The organism is Pseudolabrys taiwanensis, from assembly GCF_003367395.1.
Taxonomy (GTDB): domain Bacteria; phylum Pseudomonadota; class Alphaproteobacteria; order Rhizobiales; family Xanthobacteraceae; genus Pseudolabrys; species Pseudolabrys taiwanensis.
This window is the reverse complement of sequence record NZ_CP031417.1, coordinates 977,113-1,001,157: the sequence shown is the minus strand read 5'-3', so window position 1 is coordinate 1,001,157 and position 24,045 is coordinate 977,113. Positions and strand designations below refer to the sequence as shown.

At 64.9% G+C, this 24,045-nt stretch carries 25 protein-coding genes; 3 read left to right on the top strand and 22 right to left on the bottom strand.

Translation table 11 applies throughout. The annotated features are described in order from the left end of the window. Positions 1–14: 14 nt before the first annotated feature. Positions 15–677: a TspO/MBR family protein gene (locus DW352_RS04765; RefSeq protein WP_342634895.1), complete on the top strand. Its 663-nt coding sequence runs from the start codon at positions 15–17 to the stop codon at positions 675–677. A 50-nt stretch (positions 678–727) separates the two neighbouring features. Here DW352_RS04765 and dctP read toward each other — a convergent pair whose 3' ends face one another. From dctP to DW352_RS04715, 10 genes are all read right to left on the bottom strand, one after another. Next, a complete protein-coding gene (gene dctP, locus DW352_RS04760) occupies positions 728–1,861 on the bottom strand; it encodes a TRAP transporter substrate-binding protein DctP (RefSeq protein ID WP_115689006.1) in 1,134 nt (377 codons plus the stop codon). Positions 1,862–1,866: 5 nt separating this feature from the next. Next, on the bottom strand, positions 1,867–2,844 hold the full coding sequence (locus DW352_RS04755; protein WP_115689004.1) for a Bug family tripartite tricarboxylate transporter substrate binding protein: 978 nt from the start codon (positions 2,842–2,844) through the stop codon (positions 1,867–1,869). 46 nt (positions 2,845–2,890) lie between these two features. After that, a complete protein-coding gene (locus DW352_RS04750) occupies positions 2,891–3,238 on the bottom strand; it encodes a cupin domain-containing protein (protein ID WP_115689002.1) in 348 nt (115 codons plus the stop codon). Between the two features lie 94 nt (positions 3,239–3,332). Next, positions 3,333–3,794, bottom strand: coding sequence for a type II toxin-antitoxin system RatA family toxin (locus tag DW352_RS04745; RefSeq protein ID WP_115689000.1), 462 nt, complete (start codon positions 3,792–3,794; stop codon positions 3,333–3,335). Next, on the bottom strand, positions 3,794–4,744 hold the full coding sequence (gene lipA, locus DW352_RS04740) for a lipoyl synthase (protein ID WP_115694238.1): 951 nt from the start codon (positions 4,742–4,744) through the stop codon (positions 3,794–3,796). Before lipA ends, DW352_RS04745 begins: the two co-directional genes overlap by 1 nt. Before the next feature lie 80 nt (positions 4,745–4,824). After that, a complete protein-coding gene (locus tag DW352_RS04735; RefSeq protein ID WP_115688998.1) occupies positions 4,825–5,622 on the bottom strand; it encodes an ABC transporter permease in 798 nt (265 codons plus the stop codon). Between the two features lie 4 nt (positions 5,623–5,626). After that, entirely contained in the window at positions 5,627–6,487 is an 861-nt protein-coding gene (locus DW352_RS04730; protein ID WP_115688996.1) for an ABC transporter permease, read from the bottom strand. A 25-nt stretch (positions 6,488–6,512) separates the two neighbouring features. After that, complete coding sequence (locus tag DW352_RS04725; RefSeq protein ID WP_162826780.1) at positions 6,513–7,577, bottom strand: ABC transporter ATP-binding protein; 1,065 nt, start codon at positions 7,575–7,577, stop codon at positions 6,513–6,515. 23 nt (positions 7,578–7,600) lie between these two features. Then, a complete protein-coding gene (locus tag DW352_RS04720; RefSeq protein WP_115688994.1) occupies positions 7,601–8,638 on the bottom strand; it encodes an ABC transporter substrate-binding protein in 1,038 nt (345 codons plus the stop codon). Positions 8,639–8,704: 66 nt separating this feature from the next. Continuing rightward, positions 8,705–9,688: an isopenicillin N synthase family dioxygenase gene (locus DW352_RS04715; RefSeq protein ID WP_115688992.1), complete on the bottom strand. Its 984-nt coding sequence runs from the start codon at positions 9,686–9,688 to the stop codon at positions 8,705–8,707. Here DW352_RS04715 and DW352_RS26680 point away from each other — a divergent pair. Further along, positions 9,651–10,532, top strand: a complete 882-nt coding sequence (locus tag DW352_RS26680; RefSeq protein ID WP_210209930.1) for a GntR family transcriptional regulator — start codon at positions 9,651–9,653, stop codon at positions 10,530–10,532. The two genes, DW352_RS04715 and DW352_RS26680, sit on opposite strands and share 38 nt — an antisense overlap. A 2-nt stretch (positions 10,533–10,534) precedes the next feature. On the opposite strand, the gene DW352_RS04700 is transcribed toward DW352_RS26680, so the two are convergent. From DW352_RS04700 to eno, 9 genes are all read right to left on the bottom strand, one after another. Next, positions 10,535–10,777, bottom strand: coding sequence for a GlsB/YeaQ/YmgE family stress response membrane protein (locus DW352_RS04700; protein WP_115688988.1), 243 nt, complete (start codon positions 10,775–10,777; stop codon positions 10,535–10,537). Between the two features lie 12 nt (positions 10,778–10,789). Beyond that, complete coding sequence (gene cysK, locus DW352_RS04695; RefSeq protein ID WP_115688986.1) at positions 10,790–11,842, bottom strand: cysteine synthase A; 1,053 nt, start codon at positions 11,840–11,842, stop codon at positions 10,790–10,792. Between the two features lie 121 nt (positions 11,843–11,963). Continuing rightward, positions 11,964–13,391, bottom strand: coding sequence for a dihydrolipoyl dehydrogenase (lpdA, locus tag DW352_RS04690; RefSeq protein ID WP_115688984.1), 1,428 nt, complete (start codon positions 13,389–13,391; stop codon positions 11,964–11,966). 166 nt (positions 13,392–13,557) lie between these two features. Further along, positions 13,558–14,922: a pyruvate dehydrogenase complex dihydrolipoamide acetyltransferase gene (locus tag DW352_RS04685; RefSeq protein ID WP_115688982.1), complete on the bottom strand. Its 1,365-nt coding sequence runs from the start codon at positions 14,920–14,922 to the stop codon at positions 13,558–13,560. A gap of 9 nt (positions 14,923–14,931) precedes the next feature. After that, positions 14,932–16,347, bottom strand: coding sequence for a pyruvate dehydrogenase complex E1 component subunit beta (locus tag DW352_RS04680; protein ID WP_115688980.1), 1,416 nt, complete (start codon positions 16,345–16,347; stop codon positions 14,932–14,934). Positions 16,348–16,401: 54 nt separating this feature from the next. Continuing rightward, complete coding sequence (gene pdhA, locus DW352_RS04675) at positions 16,402–17,322, bottom strand: pyruvate dehydrogenase (acetyl-transferring) E1 component subunit alpha (protein WP_425374650.1); 921 nt, start codon at positions 17,320–17,322, stop codon at positions 16,402–16,404. A gap of 396 nt (positions 17,323–17,718) precedes the next feature. Then, positions 17,719–18,036 (bottom strand): FtsB family cell division protein, encoded by a 318-nt coding sequence (locus tag DW352_RS04670; protein WP_115688976.1) that lies wholly within the window; start codon positions 18,034–18,036, stop codon positions 17,719–17,721. A gap of 114 nt (positions 18,037–18,150) precedes the next feature. Next, entirely contained in the window at positions 18,151–18,954 is an 804-nt protein-coding gene (locus tag DW352_RS04665; protein WP_115688974.1) for a hypothetical protein, read from the bottom strand. A gap of 113 nt (positions 18,955–19,067) precedes the next feature. Beyond that, the gene (gene eno, locus DW352_RS04660) at positions 19,068–20,351 is read right to left on the bottom strand and encodes a phosphopyruvate hydratase (protein WP_115688972.1); all 1,284 of its coding nucleotides are present in this window, start codon (positions 20,349–20,351) and stop codon (positions 19,068–19,070) included. Between the two features lie 155 nt (positions 20,352–20,506). Between eno and queF the strand changes: the two genes are divergently transcribed. Beyond that, complete coding sequence (gene queF / locus DW352_RS04655; RefSeq protein ID WP_115688971.1) at positions 20,507–20,965, top strand: preQ(1) synthase; 459 nt, start codon at positions 20,507–20,509, stop codon at positions 20,963–20,965. Here the strand turns inward: queF and DW352_RS04650 are convergent. Genes DW352_RS04650 through DW352_RS04640 form a run of 3 tightly spaced genes read right to left on the bottom strand, consistent with a single transcriptional unit; the run spans position 20,962 to position 23,910 of the window. Next, a complete protein-coding gene (locus tag DW352_RS04650) occupies positions 20,962–22,119 on the bottom strand; it encodes an MFS transporter (protein WP_115688969.1) in 1,158 nt (385 codons plus the stop codon). The genes queF and DW352_RS04650 overlap by 4 nt on opposite strands. Positions 22,120–22,136: 17 nt before the next feature. Then, positions 22,137–23,015: a 3-deoxy-8-phosphooctulonate synthase gene (kdsA, locus tag DW352_RS04645; protein WP_115688967.1), complete on the bottom strand. Its 879-nt coding sequence runs from the start codon at positions 23,013–23,015 to the stop codon at positions 22,137–22,139. A gap of 34 nt (positions 23,016–23,049) precedes the next feature. Further along, positions 23,050–23,910 (bottom strand): VOC family protein, encoded by an 861-nt coding sequence (locus tag DW352_RS04640; protein WP_115688965.1) that lies wholly within the window; start codon positions 23,908–23,910, stop codon positions 23,050–23,052. Positions 23,911–24,045: the final 135 nt, after the last annotated feature.

The following is a 24,045-nucleotide window of genomic DNA, read 5'->3' as shown; positions in this document are numbered from 1 at the left end:
CGAAGGCACTCCTCTTGCTGCATGCAGCAGAGCTGTTGCCCCCCGAGATGTGCGAGTTGAGTGCGGCATATTGGCGTTCTTATGTCGCAGGTCTTGAATCTTTTGCGCACAAGAAGGAACCATCGCGCCATGGCCCACGTTGTCAGAAACGCCCCATGACGATGTTATCCGCCGAACAGAATGCACGCCCGCCCAAGCCGTCGTACGGCAAAAACATTGCCTACGGCGTATTGGCCTTGGCAGTGGTCGCGGCAACGTCGATCGCCGGTCAGATTGCGACGTACCCCAATATCGCGGGGTGGTATGCCGGTCTTACGAAGCCGGCGTTCAACCCGCCAAATTGGGTCTTCGCGCCGGTATGGACCGCGCTCTACGTATTGATGGCCTTCGCGTTTTGGCGCGTTCTCCGTCTGCCGGCTTCGGCCCAACGGACCGCGGCCATCGTGCTGTTCCTTATTCAGCTGGTGCTAAACGCGGCCTGGTCATGGATGTTCTTCGCGGCGCACAGCCCCTTGCTGGGGCTCATCAACATCGTCGCGCAATGGCTGTTCATCGTCGCGACGATCAGCGCATTTCGAAAAGTCGATGCCGTCGCAGCGCTGTGCCTCGTGCCGCTTGCCGCGTGGGTCGCCTTCGCGTTCTTGCTCAATAGCGCGGTGTGGTGGCTCAACGGGTAGCACCCTAGGTCACAATTCAGTCTCGCGATCGCGACGATCGAGGCTATGGCCTAGCGGTTGATGCCCTGCACCGGCGACGCGATCGCTGCGTGCATGAGATCGTTCGGTGTTTTACCGCGATACTGATTCGCCAGCCGCGCAATGTCGGCAATCATTGCTCGCGCCGGCCGGCCCGCGGCCTCCTCCCGATCGATAAAGGCAGAGACGACGGGACGTGTCGCCACGACCACCCGCTCGTGCTCCACGGGATCGAGATAGATAAACCGCAGACCGTTTGCCTTGAAACGCTCGCGGGCCCGCGCGCCCGCGACGCCATAGAATACCTGCGTTTCCGCCTGCGCCTCGGCGCGTAGCCAGGCGTTCACGACGGTCCGCAGATCCTGCGGCATCGCGTCCCAGAAGGACGCGCTCATGCCGAACTCCAAATTCTGGCGCACCAGACCGAGCGCGGTTCGATAGCGGGCCACGGCGCCAATGCCGAAAACCTCGGCCGAGCCGTCGGCGAGATGCATGGCATCGATGCGTCCCTCGCTGAGCGCCGGGTTCATCTCGAGCGAGGACAGCGTGACCGGTTCGGCGCCAAGCGCCCACATGACATCCGCCTCGACGCCTTCGGTCGTGCCGACGCGCAGCCCCTTGAAGTCGTCGCGCGAGCGGATCGGCGCCATGCTGAACAGGTGATAGGCGCCGGACGCCTTCATGCGCCCCATGAGGATGCCCTGCCGCTCGACGTCCGGCCGGAAGTAACGGTCGTAAAGCTGCTCCGCGATGAGCGTCGCCGTCTCGGAGTCGTCGAACAGACTGGGCAGTTGCAGCCCCTGCGCCATCGGATAGGCCGCCGCGTCCCAACCGGAATAGATCGGCGCCAGATGGCTGCGGCCATCGTTCAAGGCGGCGACGCCATCGCGGTCGCGATGCACACTGGCGCCCCAATGATCCTCGATCACGATCTTGCCTCGGGTCATCGCCTCGAGGACGCGGAAGGATGGCTTGAGTACATCGACCACGGCCGACGCCATCGCCGGCGGATGGCCTGTGACGATCATGCGGATCGGCGGACCGGCGTAGCGGATCGGATAATCGACCGTGTCGACAAAGTCGCCGTTCAGCCAGGCGCGCGCCACGCTCGCTTGGTCGCGCGCTTCCTCAAACGTCGGCTCGCTCTTGGCCGTGATCGGTTGCATGCGCGTCAGTTCTGGCCAATGCCGAGCTTCTTGACCAACGGCGCCATCACCTTGGCCTCGGTCCCGAGAGATGCCTGCAGCGCGGCGCCGGTCGAGCTCTGCGGCTCGAGCCCGGCCGCTTCCAGCCGCTTGATCACGTCCGGATCGCGCAACGACGTCAGCATCTCGCGATGCAGATAATCGAGCACGGCCGGCGGCGTGCCTTTGGGCGCGAACAAGGCCAAAGTCGGCGCATAGGCATATCCCTTGACGCCAGCCTCATCGACGGTCGGTACATCGGGTAGCGTCTTCGTGCGCTCAAGATCGCCGACCGCGAGCGCGCGAACCTTGTTGGACTGGATGAACGGCAAGGCCACCGAGGTGGCGATCCAGAAAGCATTCACCTCATTGGTCGAGACCGCCTGCGTCGCCTGCGCACCGCCGCGATAAGGCACATGCAGCAAATCGATGCCGGCGGCGGCCTTGAGCTGTTCCATGGCGAGATGCTGCGGACTGCCGACGCCGACCGACGCATAAGTCAGCTTGCCCGGCTGCTTCTTGGCGAGCGCAATGAACTCGGCCAGCGACTTGACCGGCAGATCCGGATTGACGATCAGCACACTCGGAAAGCGCGCCAGCAGCGTCACCGGCGCGAAATCCTCGAACGGGTCGAAGCCCAGTTTGGTGCCCATCGCCGGCAGAATCGTGTGCACGCCGTTGTTGAACGCGCCCACCGTATAGCCGTCCGCCGGCGCACGCGCGACGCGATGCGCACCGATGCCGCCGCCGCCGCCGGCGACGTTCTCGACCACCATCGACTTGCCAGTGCGGGCGGAGAAGTTCTGCGCGATAACGCGTGCGACGAGGTCGGACGCCGTCGCCGCCTGTAGCGGCACGATGAGCGTGATGGGCCTCGTCGGAAAATCGGATTGCGCCCAAGCCGGGCCGCCGATCAGGACGACCGCGCTCAACGCAAGAACAAGTCTGCGGCAGAAGCGACGCATGGCATTTCCCCCTTTCGCGTGCGGACACTGACGGTCGCGCTACTCGTTATTTCTGTGCGATCTTCTGCTTGTACCAGCTGAAGTCCTGGCGGCCGGGCGCGAACACATCGAGGTACTCCGCGTCCTCCAGCACCTCACCGCCGTGCACGACACCGGCCGGCATCAAGAGCACGTCGCCGGGGCCGACGACGCGCGGCTCCTCGCCGTCGATTTCCCAGCGCATCTTGCCGGCAAGGATGTGCGTGATCTGGTCGAAGTCGTGCTTGTGCATGTTGATCGGCCCTTTCGGAGCCTTGATGCGCGCAAGCATGGCGTTGGGGACTTCGACGACGCGGCCCGTGATGAGCGGGTTGAGCGGGACCTCTTCAAGGTCCGCCCAGCGATACATCGGCATGGCGTTCTTCCCGTAATTTTCTTGGCGTTTATGCCGCCAAGGTTAGGGCAAAACGAACGCGCGTGCTTTCACGATGGCAAATTGAATGTGCGGCTCAAGCGCGCTTGCGGCCGTACACCTGGTCGGCGCGCGCCTCGAAGGCCGCGGCGAAACGGCGGAAAGCGGTGTCGAACATCGCCCCCATCAGCATCGCCAACGTGCGACTCTTGAACTCGTAATCGATGAAGAACGTCACTTCACACGAGTCGTCGCCCGTCGGCGCGAAAGTCCAGCGGTTCTGCATGCGGCTGAACGGGCCGTTGAGATATTCGACCAGGATCGTAAGGTTCGGTCGGTCGAGCGTCACGCGGCTGGTGAAGGTCTGCCGCACGAGCTTGTAGGCTACCGTCATGTCGGCGACCAACACCTGGACGCCCTCGCCTTTGTCGGTCCGGGTCTTCACGCGTAGGCTGGTGCACAACGGCACGAACTGCGGATATTTCTCCACGTCGGCGACGAGGTCGAACATGTCCGACGCCGCATGGCGCACACGGCGCCTGGTCGAAAATTGCGGCATCAGGCTTTGGCCAGCCGCGCCGCCTTCAGCCGCGCGAAGTCCTCGCCCGCATGATGCGACGAACGGGTCAGCGGCGACGCCGACACCATCAGGAAGCCCTTGGCGTAGGCGATCTTCTCCAGCGCCTTGAACTCGTCCGGCGGCACGAAGCGCTTCACTTCGGCGTGCTTACGCGTCGGCTGCAGATACTGACCGATGGTGAGGAAATCGACGTCGGCCGAGCGCAGGTCGTCCATCACCTGCAGGATCTCGTTCCGCTCTTCACCGAGGCCGACCATGATGCCCGATTTGGTGAACATCGTCGGGTCGAGTTCCTTCACCCGCTGCAACAGACGCAGCGAGTGGAAATAGCGCGCTCCCGGCCGCACCGACAGGTAGAGCGAGGGCACGGTCTCAAGATTGTGGTTGAACACGTCGGGCTTGGCCGCGACCACGACCTCGACCGCGCCGTCCTTGCGCAGGAAGTCCGGCGTCAGGATCTCGATGGTGGTCGAAGGCGCGTGCCGGCGAATGGCGGTGATAGTGTCGGCGAAGTGCTGCGCGCCGCCGTCGGCAAGATCGTCGCGGTCGACCGAGGTGACGACGATATGCGACAGGCCAAGCTTGGCGGTCGCCTCGCCGACATGCTGCGGCTCGCTGGCATCGAGCGCCGCCGGCAGGCCGGTCTTCACGTTGCAGAAGGCGCAGGCCCGCGTGCAGGTGTCGCCCATGATCATGAAGGTGGCGTGCTTCTTGTCCCAGCACTCGCCGATGTTGGGGCAGCCGGCCTCCTCGCACACCGTGTGCAGGCCGTTGGCGCGCATCAGGGCATGCGTTTCCGCATAGCCGCGGGACACCGGCGCCTTGACCCGGATCCAGTCCGGTTTCGGCAGCACGGCGGAATCGGGCTTGTGCGCCTTTTCCGGGTGGCGCGGGCGCGGATTGTTGATCAGATCGAGAACGACGGCCATGGCGATGCCTTGCAAGGACAACCGCTATTTACGGATTTGGGACCGCCGGCGCAATGCCGCGCCATCCTCCTGGAATCGCTTCAAAAAGCCCGCCTGAGGCCGACGGTCTTCTCGACCAGCAGCACCACCACCAGGGCGAATCCGACGCTGAGCGTCGCCGCGGCCGCCGCCATCGGGTCGAAGTCGTACTTGAGATAGTCGAACACGGCGAGCGGCAGCGTATTGCCGCCGACCGGCTTGAGCAGGAACGACATCGTGAACATGTCGAAGGAGACGATGAAGGCGAACAGCGCGCCGGTGAAGACGCCCGGCCGGATCAGCGGCCAGACGACGCGGCCGAAGGTCGCGAGTGGCCCCGCCCCGAGGCTCGCCGAGGCCTCCTCCAGCGCGGGCTCGATCTGCTGCAGCGAAGCGAGCACCGACAGGAAGGCGAAGGGCAGCGTCACGACGATATGCCCGATCTGCAGCCCCAAGGCCGAACTGCCGAGCCCGACGCGGTAGAGGAAGAACAGGAGGCCGATCGCGGTCAATATCTCCGGCAGCAACAGCGGCATGAGCACCAGCACGCGGAACGGCTCGCGCCACCGCCCCGGCAATTGCCGGTAGAACAAGGCGGCCAAGGTGGCCAGCACCGAGACGGCGAGCGCGCTGATCAAAGCCAGCCGCAGCGACAGCATCAGCGCGGCTAGGAACGACTCATTGGCGAAGAAGCGCGCGTACCATTTCAGCGAGAAGCCCTCCGGCGGAAAGCGCAGCACCTCACCGCCACTGAAGGAGGCCAGCGCCACGACGACGAGCGGCAGCAGCAGGAAGCCGTACAGCACGGCCAGTCCCAAACCCGCGAGATAACGGAACGGCCGGCGCGGCGAACGGCTCATGGTGTCAGCTCCACCGTGCGGTGCGGCGGGTCAGCGGCCGCGCGATCAACGTCAGCAGTACGATGATGGCGATGCTCGCAACGCTCATCGAGATCGCCAGCGCCGCGCCGAAGGGCCAGGCGAAGACCCCGATCAACTGCTGGATGATAATGATGGACATCATCATGACAGTCTGGCCGCCGAGCAGCACCGGCGTGACGAAGGCGCTGATCGACAGCACGAAGACGAGGATCACGCCGGCGAGCACGCCCGGCAGGCTGAGCGGCAGCGTCACGCGAAGGAAGGTCTCCCAGCCACGTGCGCCGAGCGAAGCCGATGCGTCATAGAGCGCGGGCTCGACCGCCCCGAGCGCATTCGCAATCGGCAGCACCATGAACGGCACGAAGACGTGCACCAGCGCCACCGCCACGATCGGCAGATTGAACAGAAGGCGCAGCGGACGGTCGATCAGCCCGAGCGCAAGCAGCACCTGATTGAGCGGACCTTCGAATGAGACGACGATCATCCAACCGAAATTGCGCACCAGCACGCCGACCAGGAGCGGCGACACGACGAAGGCGTAGAACACCACGTGCCAGCGATCGCTGACGCGCGAAAGGTGCATCGCAAGGGGATAGGACAGAACGAGCGTCAGACCGGTGATGAGCGCGCCGAGGCCGAGCGTCCGCGACAGCACCGACAGGAAGAAAGGATCGCCGATCACCTTGCCGTAATTGGCAAGGGTCCAGGCTTCGCCATAAGGCGCACCGCTCGCCGTCGCGCGAAAGCTCATGGCGACCATCTCGCCATAAGGGAGCACGAAGAACACGAACAGCAACGCCAGCACCGGCGCGCCGATCAGGGCTGTGCGCCAGGGCGACCTCATCGGAAACCTTCCCGCCGATGCGCGCTCATGCCGCATCCTCCGCCATCAGCCACGCCTGCTCGGGATCGATCGTCAGCGTCAGCGCGCTGCCGACGGCGACCTCGGTCTGCACCGGCAGTTGCAGCACCAGCTTCTCCCGCTGTTCGGTCACCATTTCGCAGCGCAGCCCGGCGCCGACATAGACGACCGCCTCAACGCGAACCGCGAAACCGCCCTTCCCGGCCGCGGCAAGCGACAGGCTTTCCGGCCGCGCCAGCAGCCGGCGCTCGGTGCCGGTGGCAAGTCCTGGCGGGCCGCCGGCAATCAACTCGCTGCCTGCGACCATGACGCGGTAGCGGCCTGGCCCGATCTCGCCGATCACCTTTGCGGCGAGCGTATTGGTCTCGCCGGTGAAGGCCGCCACATAGGTTTCAGTCGGCCGCTGATAGATCTCGCGCGGCGTGCCGATCTGCGCGATCTGGCCCTGCCGCATGACCGCGATGCGGTCCGACAACGACATCGCCTCGGCGTGATCGTGAGTCACGTAAATGGCCGTGATGCCTTGCGCACGCTGCACGTCGCGGATCAGCCAGCGCAGCTCATGCCGCAGCTTGGCATCGAGATTGGCAAGCGGCTCGTCGAGCAGCAACAGCCGCGGCCTTATGACGATCGCGCGGGCGAGCGCGACACGCTGCTGCTGGCCGCCGCTCAATTCGCGCGGCAACCGGTCCTTGAGGCCGAAGAGCTGCACCATCGCGAGTGCTTCGCCGACGCGGCGGCGCGCCTCCTCGCCGCGAATGCGCCTGGCTTGCAGGCCGTAGCCGACATTCTCCGCGACGGTCAGGTGCGGAAACAACGCATAGTTCTGAAAGACCACGCCGAAGTCGCGCCGCTCCGGCGGCACGGCGAGGACGCTGCTGCCATCCACCTGGATGTCGCCCGCGTCCGGCGCAATGAAACCGGCGACGCAACGCAAAGTCGTCGTCTTGCCGCAGCCGCTTGGGCCCAGCAACGTGAAGAACTCGCCGGAGGCGACCGCCAGATCGACTCCGGCGATCACCTGCACCGGACCGTGCGCCTTGCGCAGGCCGGCGATGTTAAGATGCGCCATGCTGTTTCGCCGCGAGCGTCCGCTCAGAGCTCCTTGGCCCAGCGGTCGAGCATAACCTGCCGGTTCTTGGCGACGAAGTCCCAGTCGAACGTGACGATCTTGGAAATGTCGTCGCCGGATACCGGGATGGCTTCCTTGAGCTCGTCGGGCACTTTCACCTTGCGGTTGGTCGGCGCGGTGAAAAACTCCTTCGCCAACAGCAACTGCACCTCGGGGCTCAGCATATAGTCGATGTACTTATAAGAAGCCTCCTTGTCGGCGGCGTTAGCCGCGACATTGAAGCTCTGATCGAACATCAGCACGCCATCTTCAGGCACCACGGTGCCGATCGGCACGCCCTTCTTCTGCAAGGCGACGGCTTCGGCGAAGTCGATCGGCGCGACGGCGACCTGCCCCTGCGTCAGGAGCGGAGCCATCGCCCCGCTGAAGTCGACCTGCGGGAACGGCCTGAGCTCGGCGATCTTCTTGAGGCCGGTATCGATATCGTACTGATCCTTGCCGAACATCTTGCCGGCCAGCATCAGGAACATCACGGCGAGCGAGTTGTTGACCGAATAGAAGCCGAGTTGCCCCTTGTATTTCGGATCCCACAGATCGCGCCACGCCTTCGGCGGCGTTTTGACGAGATCGGTGCGATAGGCGATGCCGATCGGCGAGACGATGCCGGTGACCGCCGCGTCGTCCTTGTAGCGCGCGATCGGATACACGTCGGCGAGATTGGCGACCTTACCGGCCGGCATCGGCGCGAAGAATCCTTCGGCGCGCAACATGACGGCGTAGCGTTCGTTGGTCATCAGCACATCGAACGGCGGCTTCTCCTTGCCGGCGGCGCGGAACGTCGTGACCCAGCTGTTGCCGAGGCCGATATCAAGCTTGGTCGGACGCCCGGCGGTCTTTTCGAAATTGGGCAGCAGTTGCGAGCGCCAAAACTTTTCCCAGCGGCCGCCATAGGTATTGATGACGTAAGGCGTGGTGTCGGCGTAAGCCGCGCGACCGAAACTTCCTAAAGCAGCAGTGCCAGCCAGTCCCGCGATCAGTCCCCGGCGCGTCAACTGAAACATGTCACAGTCCCCTGTTTTTGTTTGATTGCCTGCCTTCACGCGTCCTCGCGCCAGACCGTTCGGCGGTCAGCTTGCTTTTTTGCGGTAGTCGTAATTCCGGTTCAGCCGCTCCATCAGATAGTCGCCGTAACGCACGGGCGGGAAGCGCGGCGGATTGTTCGGCCCGACGCAGCTCGGCAGCGCGCCGATGACGGCATCCATGTCGGGATCGAAGAAGAACGGGCAGGAATAACGGTCGCCACCCGACACGTTGCGCACGAGATGCGGCGTCGACTGCCAGCGACCGTTGGTCCAGCGCGCGAGCATGTCGCCGACGTTGACGACATAGCTGCCGGGAATCGGCGTCGCCTGCAGCCAGGTGCCGTCGGTGTTGCGCACCGCCAGACCACCCGACATGTCCTGCATCAGGATGGTGAGGAAGCCGTAATCGGTGTGCGGCGCCGAGCCGAAGGTTTCGTTGTCGGCGGTCGGCGGCTGCGGCGGGTAGTGCAGCAGCCGCAGGAAGGTCGTCGGATGCTTGAAGTAAGGTTCGAGCGCATCGGGCGGCAGATCGAGCGCGATGGCGATCACACGCAACAACGCAACGCCGAAGGCGTTCAGCGCCCCGACGTAAGCTTCGACGTCGACGCGGAAATCCGGCAATTCGGACGGCCACTGGTTCGGGCCGTTCAGCGGCGAGCCGAAGCGCGGATCGTTTTCCGGCACCTCATGCATGTGCATGAAGGACTCGCTGTAGTTCGGCCGCGTCACCTTGGCCACCGACGAGGTTTCGATCAGCGAGGTGTTGGGCGCCATATAGCCGCGGTGGAATTCGTTGATGGCGAGCGCGGCCTTGCGCTCCTGCGGCAGCGCGTGGAAGCGCTTCGAGGCCGCGAACAGCCGGTCCATCAGCGCCTGCGGCACGCCGGTATTGACGAAGTAGCAGAAGCCAACGCCGCGGAAGGCGTCGTCGATCGCCTTGGCGATGGCGCCGTGCCGGCCGGGGTCGGACAGCCCGCCGCCGAAATCGACGATGGGCAACTGGACCGGGGGAAGCGGTGCATTCGTCATCAGGGACACCTCACATTTGCCGGCGGCGGGTCCGCTCCTGTATATTGTCGATTGTATCCAAGACCGGTCCGGCCACAACGGGCGGCCCTGCACAAATTGTAGCCCTGCTAAAACCATGACCCTGTTGAAGGCCGACCTTCTTGCAACCGACTTCGCCCAACCTCCGTCGCTGGGAGCGGAAATCGTGCAGCGGCTGGAGGCCGAGATCATCCTGTTGCGCCGCGAACCGGGCAGCCGCATCGGTGAAGAAGAGGTCAGCGCCCGTTACGGCGTCAGCCGCTCGCCTGTTCGCGAGGCACTTCGGGCGCTCGAATCGGATGGGCTCGTCGCGCGCTCGCCGCGTCGCGGCGGCATCGTCACGCCGCTATCGCTGGAGAATCTGGACGCGATCTGCACTTGCCGTGTGCCGCTCGAAGGCCTGGCCGCCGCGAATGTCGCCGCCGCCGCGGAGGCGGCAACGCTGAGCGCCTTGCAGGACACGATCGACCGCATGGAGGCCGCGCATCAGCGCCACGATGCCGAGGCCGCGTTCTGGGCGAACGCCGCCCTCACCGACGTCCTGCATAACAACTGCGGCAATCCGGTGCTGCGGCGGCTGCTCGACAGCGTCAACAAGCAGGCGCTGCGCTATCGCTATTACGCCTACCGGGAAACGACCGACATCATCGCCGCGTCGATCGCCGACAATCGTGAGATGCTGGCAGCCATTCGCCGCGCCGATCCGGACGCCGCGCGCATGGTGACCGAGCAACTGGTGCGCAAGAGCTGGCAGCTCACGCACGATCATCTGGCCGCGCGGCTGGCGCGGCCCAAGGTCGTCGACAAGGCTGCGGACGAGGCGTGAGTTCAGGCGCGCCGGATCGCGCGCCAGATGAACAGGAAAACCACCGCGCCGATGGTGGCACTGATCAGGTTGCCGATGAAGTCGGGCCGGATCATGATGTTGAGCCGCGGCAGAATGGCGCCCGCGACGATGGCCCCGATCAGGCCGACGGCAAGATTGCCGAACAGGCCGCCGCGGCCGCCGAGAATGATATGCGCCAGCCAGCCGGCGACGAGCCCGACGATAATCCAAGCGATAATGCCCATAATGCCCCCCTTTTACGCCTTCGGCGGCAGGCGGTTGCTCGGCGTCGAATTGGAAATCTTCAGCTCGTCTTCCGACATGTCAGCGCCGACATCGCCGAACAGCGGCGTCGACAGATAGCGCTCGCCCGTGTCGGGCAGCATGCACAGGATGGTCGAGCCAGGCTCGGCCTGTCTCGCGACTTCCAGCGCGCCGGCAAAGGTCGCGCCGGAGGTGATGCCGACGAAGATGCCTTCCTGCTGCGCCAACGCCTTGGCGCACTTCATCGCCTCGGGGCCGGCGATCGACAGAAGCTTGTCGAACGCCTTCGCGTCGACGGCTTCGCCGGTGATGCGCGGGATGAAGTCCGGGCTCCAGCCCTGCATCGGATGCGGCTTGAAGGCAGGATGGGGCTTGGCCGGCGTGCCGTCGGCATTGCGCTCCTGCGCGACGCCGGAGGCGAGCATCGGCGCGTCGGACGGCTCGCAGACGATGATCTTGGTCTCGGGCCGCTCCTTGCGCAGCACGCGCGAGACGCCGGTCAGCGTGCCGCCGGTGCCGAAGCCGGTGACCCAGTAATCGAGCCGCTCGCCGGCGAAATCGTCGACGATCTCGCGCCCCGTGGTGCGCTCGTGCATGTCCGGATTGGCTTCGTTCTCGAACTGGCGCGTCATGAACCAGCCATGCGTCTTGGCCAGTTCCTGCGCCTTGTTGACCATGCCGAAGGCACGCTCGGCCGCCGGGGTCAGCACCACCTTGGCGCCGAGGAAGCGCATCAGCTTGCGGCGCTCGACCGAGAAGCTTTCCGCCATGGTGATGACCAGCGGATAGCCCTTGGCGGCGCAGACCATGGCAAGACCGATGCCGGTGTTGCCGGAGGTCGCTTCCACCACCGTCATGCCGGGCTTGAGCTCGCCCGACTTCTCCGCCGCCTCGATAACGCCGAGCGCGAGACGATCCTTCACCGAGCCGAGCGGGTTGAAGGCCTCGACCTTGACGTAGAGATTGACTCCGGCCGGAGCCAGCTTGTTGATCTTGACGACCGGCGTGCGGCCGACGGTGTCGAGAATGCTGTCGAACTTGGCCATGTGTCTTCCAGTCCTTTCCGCATCGTCATGGCCGGGCTTGTCCCGGCCATCCACGCCTTACCTTGCAGCGATGCCCTAAGACGTGGATGCCCGGCGCAAGGCCGGGCATGACGCAGCAAAGCTACATGTTCAGCACGCGCCCATAAGCATCCAGCACCGCTTCCTTCATCGTCTCCGAAATCGTCGGATGGGGGAAGATCGTGTGCATCAATTCTTCTTCGGTCGTCTCGAGATTCATCGCCACGACGAAGCCCTGAATGAGCTCGGTGACCTCCGAACCGACCATATGCGCGCCGAGGAGCTGGCCGGTCTTCTTGTCGAAGATGACCTTGACCAGGCCTTGATCCTCGCCCTGCGCGATCGCCTTGCCGTTGCCGACGAACGGGAAGCGGCCGACGCGAATGTCGCGGCCGCCCTCCTTCGCCTTGGCCTCGGTGAGCCCGACCGAGGCGATCTGCGGATGGCAATAGGTGCAGCCCGGGATCTTCAGCTTGTCCATCGGGTGCGGATGCAGGCCCTTGATGGCTTCGACGCAGATGATGCCTTCGTGCTCGGCCTTGTGCGCCAGCATCGGCGGGCCCGCGACGTCGCCAATGGCGTAGATGCCCGGCACGTTGGTCTTGCAGAAGTCGTCGATCTTGATGGTGCCGCGCTCGGTCTTCACGCCGAGCTTCTCCAGGCCGAGGTTCTCGACATTGCCGACGACGCCGACCGCGGCGATGACGCGATCGACCGTGATCTGCTGCGTCTTGCCGTCCGCCTCGATGGTGGCGGTGACGCTGTCGGCCTTCTTGTCGAGCTTGGTGACCTTCGCGCCGGCGATGATCTTCATGCCCTGCTTCTCGAACTGCTTGCGGGCGACGCCGGCGATCTCGGCATCCTCCACCGGCAGGATCTGCGGCAGCACCTCGACCACGGTCACCTCGGCACCCATGGTGCGATAGAACGAGGCGAATTCGATGCCGATGGCGCCGGAGCCGACCACCAGCAGCGACTTCGGAAACTTGGTGGCGGCGAGCGCGTCGAAATAGGTCCAGACCAGCTTGCCGTCCGGCTCGAGGCCCGGCAGCGTGCGCGGCCGCGCGCCGGTGGCGACAATGATGTGCTTGGCCTGATAGGTGCCGGCGCCGAGCGCGTCCTTCGGCATGTTCACGAGCGGCGAGTCGTAGTTTTTCACCGTGATCTTGCCCGGCGCGTCGATCACCGCCTCGCCCTTGATCGTGGTGATCTTGTTCTTCTTGAACAGGAAGCCGACGCCGGTATTGAGCCGGTTCACGACGCCGCGCGAGCGGGCGATCACCGCCGCCGGATCGGCTTTCACGTTCTCCGCCGCCAGGCCGTAGTCCTTGGCATGCGTCATGTAGTGATAGATCTCGGCCGAGCGCAGCAGCGCCTTGGTCGGAATGCAGCCCCAGTTGTTGCAGATGCCGCCGAGGAATTGGCGCTCCACCACCGCGACCTTGAAACCGAGTTGCGCGGCGCGGATGGCGGTGACGTAACCGCCGGGACCGGCGCCGATGATGATGATGTCGAAAGATGTGTCGGCCATGCTTCTTCTCTTTCCCCTCTCCCCTTGAGGGAGAGGGTGGCTCCGAGCGAAGCGAGGAGCCGGGTGAGGGGTCCTGCTATCGCGTGACGAACTAAGCACCCCTCACCCGGCTTCGCGCCTGCGGCGCTCAGCCACCCTCTCCCTCAAGGGGAGAGGGTAAGAAAGCTCACACCACCATCATCACCGGGTTTTCGATCAAGGTCTTGAACGCGGTGATCAGCTCGGCGCCCAGCGCGCCGTCGATGGCGCGGTGATCGCACGACAAAGTGCAGGACATGATGGTCGCCGGCACGATCTGGCCGCCCCGCACCACCGCCCGCTCCTCGCCGGTGCCGACCGCCAGGATCGACGCCTGCGGCGGATTGATCACCGCGGTGAAGTCCTTGATGCCGTACATGCCGAGGTTCGACACCGACGACGTGCCACCCTGGTACTCGTTCGGCTTGAGCTTGCGCGCCCGCGCCCGCGCGGCGAGATCGCGCATCGCATTGGAGATGGCCGACAGCGACAAGGTTTCGGCCTTATGGATGATCGGCGTGATCAGGCCGCCCGGCAGCGCCACAGCGACGCCGATGTCGGAATGCTTGTGCTTGAGCATGCCGCTCTCGGCCCAGGAGACGTTGGCCTCCGGAATCCGTTGCAGGGCAAGCGCCAGCGCCTTGATGACGAAGTCATTGACCGAAAGCTTGAACAACGGCTTGCCGTCCGCGCCCTTGGGCGCCGACGCGTTGATCTCCTCGCGCGCGGCGGTGAGCTTGCCGATGTCGCAGTCGATAGTGAGGTAGAAGGTCGGCATCGACTGCGTCGCGGCGGTGAGCCGCTGTGCGATCGTGCGACGCATGCCGTCATGCGGCACGAAGTCGTAGGAGCCTTCTTCGTACAGCGCGCGGATCTGGGTGTCGGACAGGGCCGGTGCCGGAGCGCCGGCGGCAGGTGCCGCCGCTGCGCCAGCAACGGGCGCGGCGCGCAGGCCCTTGCCGGACTTTGCCTCTTCGATGTCGCGCGCAACCACACGGCCATGCGGACCCGAGCCGTCGACCCGCGACAGATCGATGCCCGCGTCCTTGGCGAGCCGGCGCGCCAGCGGCGAAGCGAAAACGCGGCCAGTCGTGGTGGGCTTCGGCGCCGCCGCTTGCGGTGCGGCAGCCGCAGCCACCGGTGCCGCAGGCGCGGGCTTGGCTTCAGCAGGCTTGGCTTCAACGGACTTGGGAGCGGCCGCTGCGGGAGCAGCAGCCGCCTGCGGCTTGGCCGCAGCAGCTCCTGACGACGCCGCGGCCTTCACATCCTCGCCGTCGGCAGCGAGCACGGCGATGACCGCGTTCACGGCGACGTCCTGCGTGCCTTCCGGCACCACGATCTTGGCGATGGTGCCTTCGTCCACCGCCTCGTATTCCATCGTCGCCTTGTCGGTCTCGATCTCGGCGATCACGTCGCCGGATTTGACCTTGTCGCCTTCCTTCTTCAGCCACTTGGCAAGGTTTCCCTTTTCCATCGTGGGCGACAGCGCGGGCATGAGAATGTTAGTGGGCATGGGCGACGGTTACCGGTAGCAGACGGCTTTGGCTGCTTCGACCACCTCGGCGGCGGACGGCAGCGCGAGCTTTTCGAGATTGGCGGCGTAAGGCATCGGCACCTCCTTGCCCGACACGCGCGCGACCGGCGCATCGAGATAGTCGAAGGCGTTCTCCATGAGGCGCGCGGCGATCTCGGCGCCGACGCCGGACTGGGCCCAGCCCTCTTCCACCGTTACGGCGCGGCCGGTCTTCTTCACCGACTCGACGATCGTTTCCGTATCCATCGGCTTGAGCGTGCGCAGGTCGATCACCTCGGCGTCGATGCCCTGGCCCGCCAGCTCCTCGGCCGCCTTGAGCGCGTAACTCATGCCCATGGACCAGGAGATGATGGTCACGTCCTTGCCCGGACGCGCGATCTTGGCCTTGCCGATCGGCAGCACGAAGTCATCGAGCTTCGGCACCGGCGACGAATGGCCGTAGAGAAGCTCGTTCTCCAGGAAGATCACCGGGTTCGGATCGCGGATCGCGGCCTTAAGCAGCCCCTTGGCGTCGGCGGCGGTCGATGGCGACACCACCTTCAAGCCGGGGATGTGTGAATACCAGGATGAGTAATCCTGACTGTGCTGCGCGGCCACACGCGCGGCCGGACCGTTCGGGCCGCGGAACACGATCGAGCAGCCCATCTGACCGCCGGACATGTACAGAGTCTTGGCCGCCGAGTTGATGATCTGATCGATCGCCTGCATGGCGAAGTTGAACGTCATGAACTCGACGATCGGCTTGAGGCCGGCAAGCGCGGCGCCGACGCCGAGACCGGCAAAGCCCTGCTCGGTGATCGGCGTGTCGATCACGCGCGCGGCGCTGAACTCCTGCAACAGGCCCTGGGTCACCTTGTAGGCGCCCTGATATTCGGCGACCTCTTCGCCCATCACGAAGACGTCCTTGTCGCGCCGCATCTCCTCGGCCATCGCGTCGCGCAAGGCTTCGCGCATGGTCATGGTGACCATCTCGGTGCCTTCGGGAATGCTGGGATCGGCGGCGGCTTTGACGAGGGGCGCTTCAGGCGCCTTCTGCTCTTGGTTGGGCGCCGGTGCGGCGGGCGCCTTGGCTTCGGTCGTTTCGGATTTAGCGGGAGGAGCGGATTCGGCGGCTTTCTGCTGGGCTGCGGGTGCGGCGGCTTTAATGGCGCCTTTGTCCTCGCCCTCGCCGAGAATGACGGCGATCGGCGTGTTCACCGCGACGTCCGCGGTACCCTCAGGAACGAGGATCTTGCCGAGCGTCCCTTCGTCGGCAGCCTCCACTTCCATGGTGGCCTTGTCGGTTTCGATCTCGGCGATCACATCGCCGGATTTGACGGTGTCGCCTTCTTTCTTAAGCCACTTGGCGAGGTTGCCCTTCTCCATCGTGGGCGAAAGCGCGGGCATCAATACTTCGGTCGGCATGGGCTATTCTGTTTCCTCGGGGCCCGGCTATCGGCCTTCAACGGACACTTGAACTCAGCGGTAGATGTCGGTGTAGAGCTCGGCGACATCCGGCTCGGGATCGTGCGTGGCGAACTCCGCCGCCTCGTTGATCAGATCGCGCACCTGGGCGTCGATCTTCTTCAACTCGTCTTCCTTGGCGAACTTCTTCTCCAGGATACGCGCCCGGGCCATATCGATCGGATCGTGCGCGGTGCGCACCTTGTCGACTTCCTCGCGCGTGCGGTACTTCGCCGGGTCGGACATCGAATGGCCGCGATAGCGGTAGGTCAGCATTTCGAGGATGAACGGCCCCTTGCCGCTCCGGCACCATTCCGCGGCGCGCTCGCCGGCGGCCTTCACGGCGCGCACGTCCATGCCGTCGACCTGCTCGCCCGGAATGTTGAAAGAAGCGCCACGCTTGGAGAAGTCGGTCTGCGCTGAAGCCCGGTTGACCGCCGTGCCCATGGCGTAGCGGTTGTTTTCGATGATGTAGATGACCGGCAGCTTCCACAGCTCGGCCATATTGAAGCTCTCGTACACCTGGCCCTGGTTGGCGGCGCCGTCGCCGAAGTACGTGAGCGAGATGTTGTCGTTGCCGCGATAACGGTTGGCGAAGGCAAGGCCGGTACCGAGCGGCACCTGCGCGCCGACGATGCCGTGCCCGCCGTAGAAATTTTTCTCGCGGCTGAACATGTGCATCGAGCCGCCCTTGCCGCGCGAATAGCCGTGGGCGCGGCCGGTCAACTCCGCCATCACGCCTTTGGCTTCCATGCCGCAGGCGATCATGTGGCCGTGATCGCGGTAGCCGGTGATCACCTGGTCACCGTCCTTCAGCGCCATCTGCATGCCGACGACGACGGCTTCCTGTCCGATATAGAGATGGCAGAAACCACCGATCAGACCCATGCCGTACATCTGACCCGCCTTCTCCTCGAAGCGGCGGATGGTCAGCATCGTACGATAAGCGTCGAGCTCCTGCTGCTTGCTGAAGTCGGCGACGGCCCCTTGCGGGACCGGTTCCTTCTCATCTGTGCTCTGGGATTTCTTAGCGACCGCCATGGGCACTCCTTACGACGAATGGCGCAACCGGCTTCGTTCCGTCCCATAGCGTACTTCGCGTAACGGCGGAAGCGCGACACTGCGCGACTATATGCGTCGACATCATCAAAAATTCATGGGCCTGCGCCACCGCCGCATAGCGATAACGCCCAATCCTCCAAAAGGATTCTGCGGCGATTTTGCAGTGCCACCGGCGCGGCCATTTGCTTGCGCGCTAACGTAGGCCGACGCAATTTCCTGTCAGCAGAACGCGCCAGCGCGCAATGCGCTATGCTGCACTGCAATCAAATGTCAGCGGGGCGGCAGGAGAAGCGTCAAGTCACGCGGGTCGGCGAATCCGAGCAGCTTGCGAGCCCGCTCATCGAGCATATCAGGGTCGATGCGATCAGATCGCAGAAGAGCGACTCGCCGGTCCCAGTCGGTGCGTTCGGCCCTCAGCGTTTGCAGCTCCTGCTGCATGGAGGCGAGCTGCTGCTCGAGGTCCTTCTGCGCGCGCAGGCCATGGTTGCCGCTATAGGCGTTCATGCCAAAATAGCCGATGAAGGCACCGGCAAAGAGATAGAGACCGAGCGCGGTCAGAATGGCGCGGCGGCGACGATGGGAAACCATGCAGCCAAAATGCCGCACGGCCGTTAAGGCGGCTTTAATGTCCCACCGCGCCCTGGAGATTATCGAGCGCCGGCCCGCCTTCCCGGCCGTGGCACACTGCCGCTCCCGGCGGCGCTACACCCGCTGCCGGATCTCGTTGAGGACGAAGTTGCCCAGCCGCTTGCCGCGGTTGCGGAGCACCTTCAGCACGCCCTGGTCCACGAAGTAAGTAAGCAGAATCGAGTCGCGGGTCTTCACCCGGTCATGAACCGCGTCCGCCGAATGCCAGGTGTCGCTGCCCACGGCAAAGGCGTAGCCGGTGTTGGGCGCAAACCGCATCTGCGAATGCTTGGGCTTGGAGCCGTCCGGCAGCACGTCGTGGAAGATCGTGCCGATGTCGGTGTTGGCGTCATCCGCCGGCAAGTAGAGCTGGACGGTGATTCCCTTCCAGCGCGTGTCGGTGTGCGGCGTGATCAGATAGCCCGGGATGTCGCGGGTCAGAATCGGAATCGGATACATGCCGACCTTGGCGAAATCCGCCCCGAACCGCTTCGACAGGCCCGGTCCGAGCCGCCGGATGAAGGCCTGCTTGACCTTTTCCGAGCAAAGGGCACGGCCCACCACATCCCACAGCGCCTTCTTTTCCGGCGGCAGATTGCGGATGTATTCGGGGAACAGGTCGATCTTCACCCGGGTATGGGTACCGTCGTCCAGGTCGTGTCCCTTGCTGCGCCCGTGCATCGGCCGGTAGTCGCGCGACTCCGGCATCAACGCCAGGATCTTGGCGTACATGTCCGGCGGGAACACGTGATCGAACTCGAGATGAAAAAATGGCTTCTCGACCGCCCGGGCGGTGTCGATAGAGCGAACGACGTAGTCCGCGAGCTGATCGACGACTCGCGCCCGGTCGTTGCGGGCCAGCGATACGGTCTGATCCATGCGGGGCCTCTCGGTGAAACCGACTATAACGGCCCCGCAATCTGGTGTGATTTGGCGCCCGTGACAAGCGGCCACGTGCGTAACGTTGCCGCTTGGAGGTACTTTAAAGAGCGTCAGCGCGCCGCCTTGACCACGCTCCGGCCGGCATATTTGGCTTGTTCGCCAAGCTGTTCCTCGATGCGCAGCAGCTGATTGTACTTGGCCGTGCGATCCGAACGCGCCAGCGACCCCGTCTTGATCTGGCCGCAATTGGTCGCGACCGCGAGATCGGCAATGGTAGAGTCTTCCGTCTCGCCGGAGCGATGCGACATCACGGCCGTGTAGGCGGCTTTATGCGCCATCTCGACCGCGGCCAAGGTCTCGGTCAGCGTGCCGATCTGGTTCACCTTGACCAGGATCGAGTTGGCGAGCCCATCCTTGATGCCCTGCGACAGGCGCGTGACATTGGTGACGAACAGATCGTCGCCGACGAGCTGGCACTTCTTGCCGATGAGATCGGTGACGAGCTTCCAGCCTTCGAAATCGTCCTCGGCCATGCCGTCCTCGATCGAGATGATCGGATAGGCGCCGACGAGCTTGGCGAGATACTCGGCCTGCTCCTTCTTCGAGCGGGTCTTGCCCTCGCCTTCGTAGACATAAGCGCCGTTCTTGAAGAACTCGGTCGAGGCGCAGTCGAGCGCCAGCATGACGTCCTGACCCGGCTTGTAGCCCGCCTTCTCGATCGCCTTCATGACGAAGTCGAGCGCGTCCTCGGCCGACTTCAGGTTCGGCGCGAAGCCGCCCTCGTCGCCGACATTGGTGTTGTGACCCGCCGCCTTCAGCTCGCTTTTGAGCGTCTGGAAGACTTCAACGCCGGCGCGCAGGCCTTCGCTGAAGCTCTCGGCGCCCACCGGCATGATCATGAATTCCTGGAAGTCGATCGGGTTGTCGGCATGCGCGCCACCGTTGACGATGTTCATCATCGGCACCGGCAGGAGGCGCGCGGCCGTGCCGCCGACATAGCGGTAGAGCGGCAGGTTGGCGGCATTGGCCGCCGCCTTGGCTACCGCCAGCGACACGCCGAGGATGGCGTTGGCGCCGAGGCGAGCCTTGTTCGCCGTGCCGTCGAGCTCGATCAGCGTCTCGTCGATCTGCGCCTGGGTTTCCGCCTCCATGCCGCCGATGGCATCGAAGATCTCGCCGTTGACGGCATCCACGGCCTTGGTCACGCCCTTGCCGAGATAGCGCTTCTTGTCGCCGTCCCGCAGCTCGACCGCCTCGTGCGCGCCGGTCGAGGCGCCCGACGGGACCGCGGCGCGGCCGAGCGAACCGTCCTCCAGGAGCACATCGACTTCGACGGTGGGATTGCCGCGGCTGTCGAGGATTTCGCGGCCGATGATGTCAACAATGGCGGTCATGGGTTACTTCGGTTCCGGCGGTAGGGAGAACGGGGAATATGCCGGGCTTCTACAGGATGGCGCGGCCCCTCGCCAAGGGGCGCCGGCGCGGCGGCTGTCATCCCGTCGTCACCCGCCCTTGACCGGCGTGGCGCAATCGGTGAAAGGCTGCCGCCATGGCCAAGAAGACTACGCCCCTGCAACTCGGCCGGCCGGCCGTCATCCCCGCCTCGCCGGACGAGGCCGTGCTCGACCGCGTGCCGAACCCGCACCGCGACACCAACTATCTCGCGCGCTTTACCGCGCCGGAGTTCACGACGCTCTGCCCGGTCACCGGCCAGCCGGATTTCGCGCACCTCGTCATCGACTATGTGCCGAACAAATACCTGGTCGAGTCGAAGTCGCTGAAGCTCTATCTGGTCAGCTTCCGCAATCACGGCGACTTCCACGAAGGCTGCACGGTCGCCATCGGCAAACGGCTGTTCAAGCTGCTCGAGCCCAAATGGCTGCGCATCGGCGGCTATTGGTATCCGCGCGGCGGCATACCGATCGACGTGTTCTGGCAGGCCGGCAAGTTGCCGAAGGACATGTGGGTGCCCGACCAGGGCGTCGCGCCCTATCGCGGGCGCGGTTAGACGATCGGCGGCCGCCGCAGCTTGGCCGCGCAGACAAGGCCCGTGACGGCCAAGATCACCGCACCGACAATGAGGCTCGGCCCCACACCGGCGAAGGCAAAACCGACGTTGTAGATCGCCGGTCCCGCCGCTTGGCCTAAGAAAAAGAAGAACGAGTGCAGCGCCAGCGCCGAGCCGCGCGCGGCCGGCGCGAGCTCGCTGGCATAGACCTGGATCACCGCATGCAGCACGTAGAAGGCAAGGCCGAGCGCCATGAAGTTCGCGAATTCGAACGGCCACGGCAAACGGAGCGCAATGACAACCAGGCAGGCCCCCATCGCCATGCCGCCGGAGCGCATCATCCACGTCTCGCCGACGCGCGAGAGCAGCCATCGGACGATGAAGGCATAAGCGGCGCCGCCAATGCCGAAACCGCCGATCACCAGACCGGCGATCGAGGCGCGCGTCTCGCCGGCCTGATGCAGCAGTTCCGCCATATGCGGGAACACGCCGTACATGAAGGCGCCTTCGAGCAGGACCGCGCCGAAGCAAATCTTGGCCAGCGGATGCGAGAAGATGGTCCGGTAGTTCGGCCCGATGCTGCTGAGGTCGAACTTGCCGCCCGCTTTGCCGACGCCGCGGAGCCCCGGAACCGCGACCGCGAGTGTCGCGAAACCGAGCCCCGCCATGACGATGAAAACCGCGCGCCAGTCGAACAGGTCGGCCAAGGCGCCGGCGCCGAAAGCGCCCAATAGGTTGCCAGTCATCAAGGCGAACAGCACGCGGCTGATCGCGAGTTGCCGGCCGGCGACGGGCACCAGATCGCCGACGAAAGCGAGTGCGATCGGCACCGTGCCGCCCGAGGCGAGGCCCGCCACGACGCGGGCCGCGATCAGCATCTCGAAGCTCGTCGACAGCGCGCACACCAGCGACGCCAAGGCCAGCACGGCCAGGCAGATCAGCATCAGGCGGGCCTTGCTGAACATATCGGCGAGCACACCGAGGACGGGCTGCACCAGCGCGTAAGGCAGCGCGTAGGCGGTTGACAGCAGCGCCGCCGTCGCGGGCTCGACATGCAAGCCCGCGGCGATCTGCGGAATGATCGGGTCGGCCGTGCGCGTGAACAGCGAACTGGCAAAGCCGATGAGCGCAATAAGATTGAGAACGCGATTCATGAACCGTCCAGCCCCGCCTAGCGCTTGGCGAGGCGGTCGAAGTCGACGAGCGTGCGCAAGAGACCTTCCATCTCTTTCAGCGGCACCATGTTGGGGCCGTCGGAAGGCGCCTTGTCGGGATCCTGATGCGTTTCGATGAACACGCCGGCGACACCGACGGCAACCGCCGCGCGCGCCAGCACCGGCACGAATTCGCGCTCGCCGCCTGACGACGTCCCCTGCCCGCCCGGCTGTTGCACCGAATGCGTGGCGTCGAAGATGACGGGTGCGCCGGTTGTGCGCTTGAGGATCGGCAAGGCGCGCATGTCCGAGACCAGCGCATTGTAGCCGAAGGACACGCCACGCTCCGTCACCATCACGTTGCGGTTGCCCGCGCCGGTGATCTTGGCGACCACGTTCTGCATGTCCCAGGGCGCGAGGAACTGGCCCTTTTTCACATTCACCGTCTTGCCGGTGTTGGCGGCAGCGATCAGCAGATCGGTCTGCCGGCACAGGAACGCCGGGATCTGCAGCACGTCGACCGCCTGCGCGGCGCGCGCGCATTGTTCGGCCTCGTGCACGTCGGTGAGCACCGGCAGGCCGAGGCTGTCACGGATCTCGGCGAAGATCGGCAGCGCCGCATCGAGCCCGAGGCCGCGCTTGGCTTTCGCCGACGTGCGGTTGGCCTTGTCGAAGGACGTCTTGTAGACGAGGCCCACGCCGACCTTGGCAGCGATCTCCTTGAGCGCGGAGGCCATTTCCAGCGCGTGCGCGCGGCTCTCGAGCTGGCACGGGCCGGCAATCAGCGCCAGCGGCAGATCGTTACCGAAGCGCGCCGCGCCAACGGTCACAATAGCGTTCGGAATGAGGGTCTGGTCCAAAGACTTGTCCAAGAGTCGTGCTCGCGGCCGGACCATGGAGCGGCCGGACCGCCCGGTCAACCAACCAACGTCAGCCAGGCTCGAATACCAGGACCGCCCCCATCGCATCCTCGGCCCCGACGACGGCTGGATTGCCGGCATAGAGGCCGCCGAGGCCGGCCAGCTCCGGCAGCGCCTGCAACGGCGCGGCATCGGCAACGAAGAACCGAAGGGCCGCGAGCCACAGCCCGCCGCGCATCTCCGGCGCTTTGACGCCGAAGCGATGCAGGAAAGCGGCCGCCGTCAGAACGTCAACGACACCGCGCGGTGTGACAATCGAAAAGCCGCCGTCGATCGAGGTCGCCGGCGCGCCGGTGAAATCTTCAAAGAAGCGCCGATGCACATCCTGATCGCGCGCGACCGCGACGACACCGGCCACGGCCTTCACTCCATTGGCGTGCTGCTGAAACGCCGGATTCCAGAAGTTCTCCGGAAAATGCTGCTGACAGGTCGCGAAGTGAATATCGGGTGCGGCTTGGTCGTCGGCGAAGGCAAGCGAGAAGCCGACCTTCACCGTCGTGCCGTCGGGTCGCTTGCCTTCGCGTTCGAAGCGCATGGCGGGCGAGCCGGCAATTCCGGCCTTGCGGAATGCGGCTTCGTCCGCCGCCGCGTCGGCCGACTCCAGGATCAACAGCGAAAGGCCGTCACCGCGCGCGATGAAGTCACGATTATGGGCGGCGAACAGTTTGGAGAAGCCGTCGTCGCCGAGTTTGTCCGGCTCGGCGAAAGTCACCAGTTCGATGAAAAAGCCCGGCGTCTGCACGATGTGATTGTGCGTGCCCCAAGGGTGCTTGTTGCGCGCACCGACGGTGAAACCGAGGCTGCGATAGAGCGCGGCCGCGGCGTCAAGGTCGCGCACGGCATGAACGATATGATCGAGACCGCGGGGCATGACGCCGACCTTAAGCCGCGGGCCTCCCGCGATCCAGAGCCGTGCCGATACGCGCCCGCGCGCCGGCGATTGCTGTTGAGGGCGAACGCGCAGCCAAGGACATTATCCACATTTAGGCGCAAATTAGGCCATTAG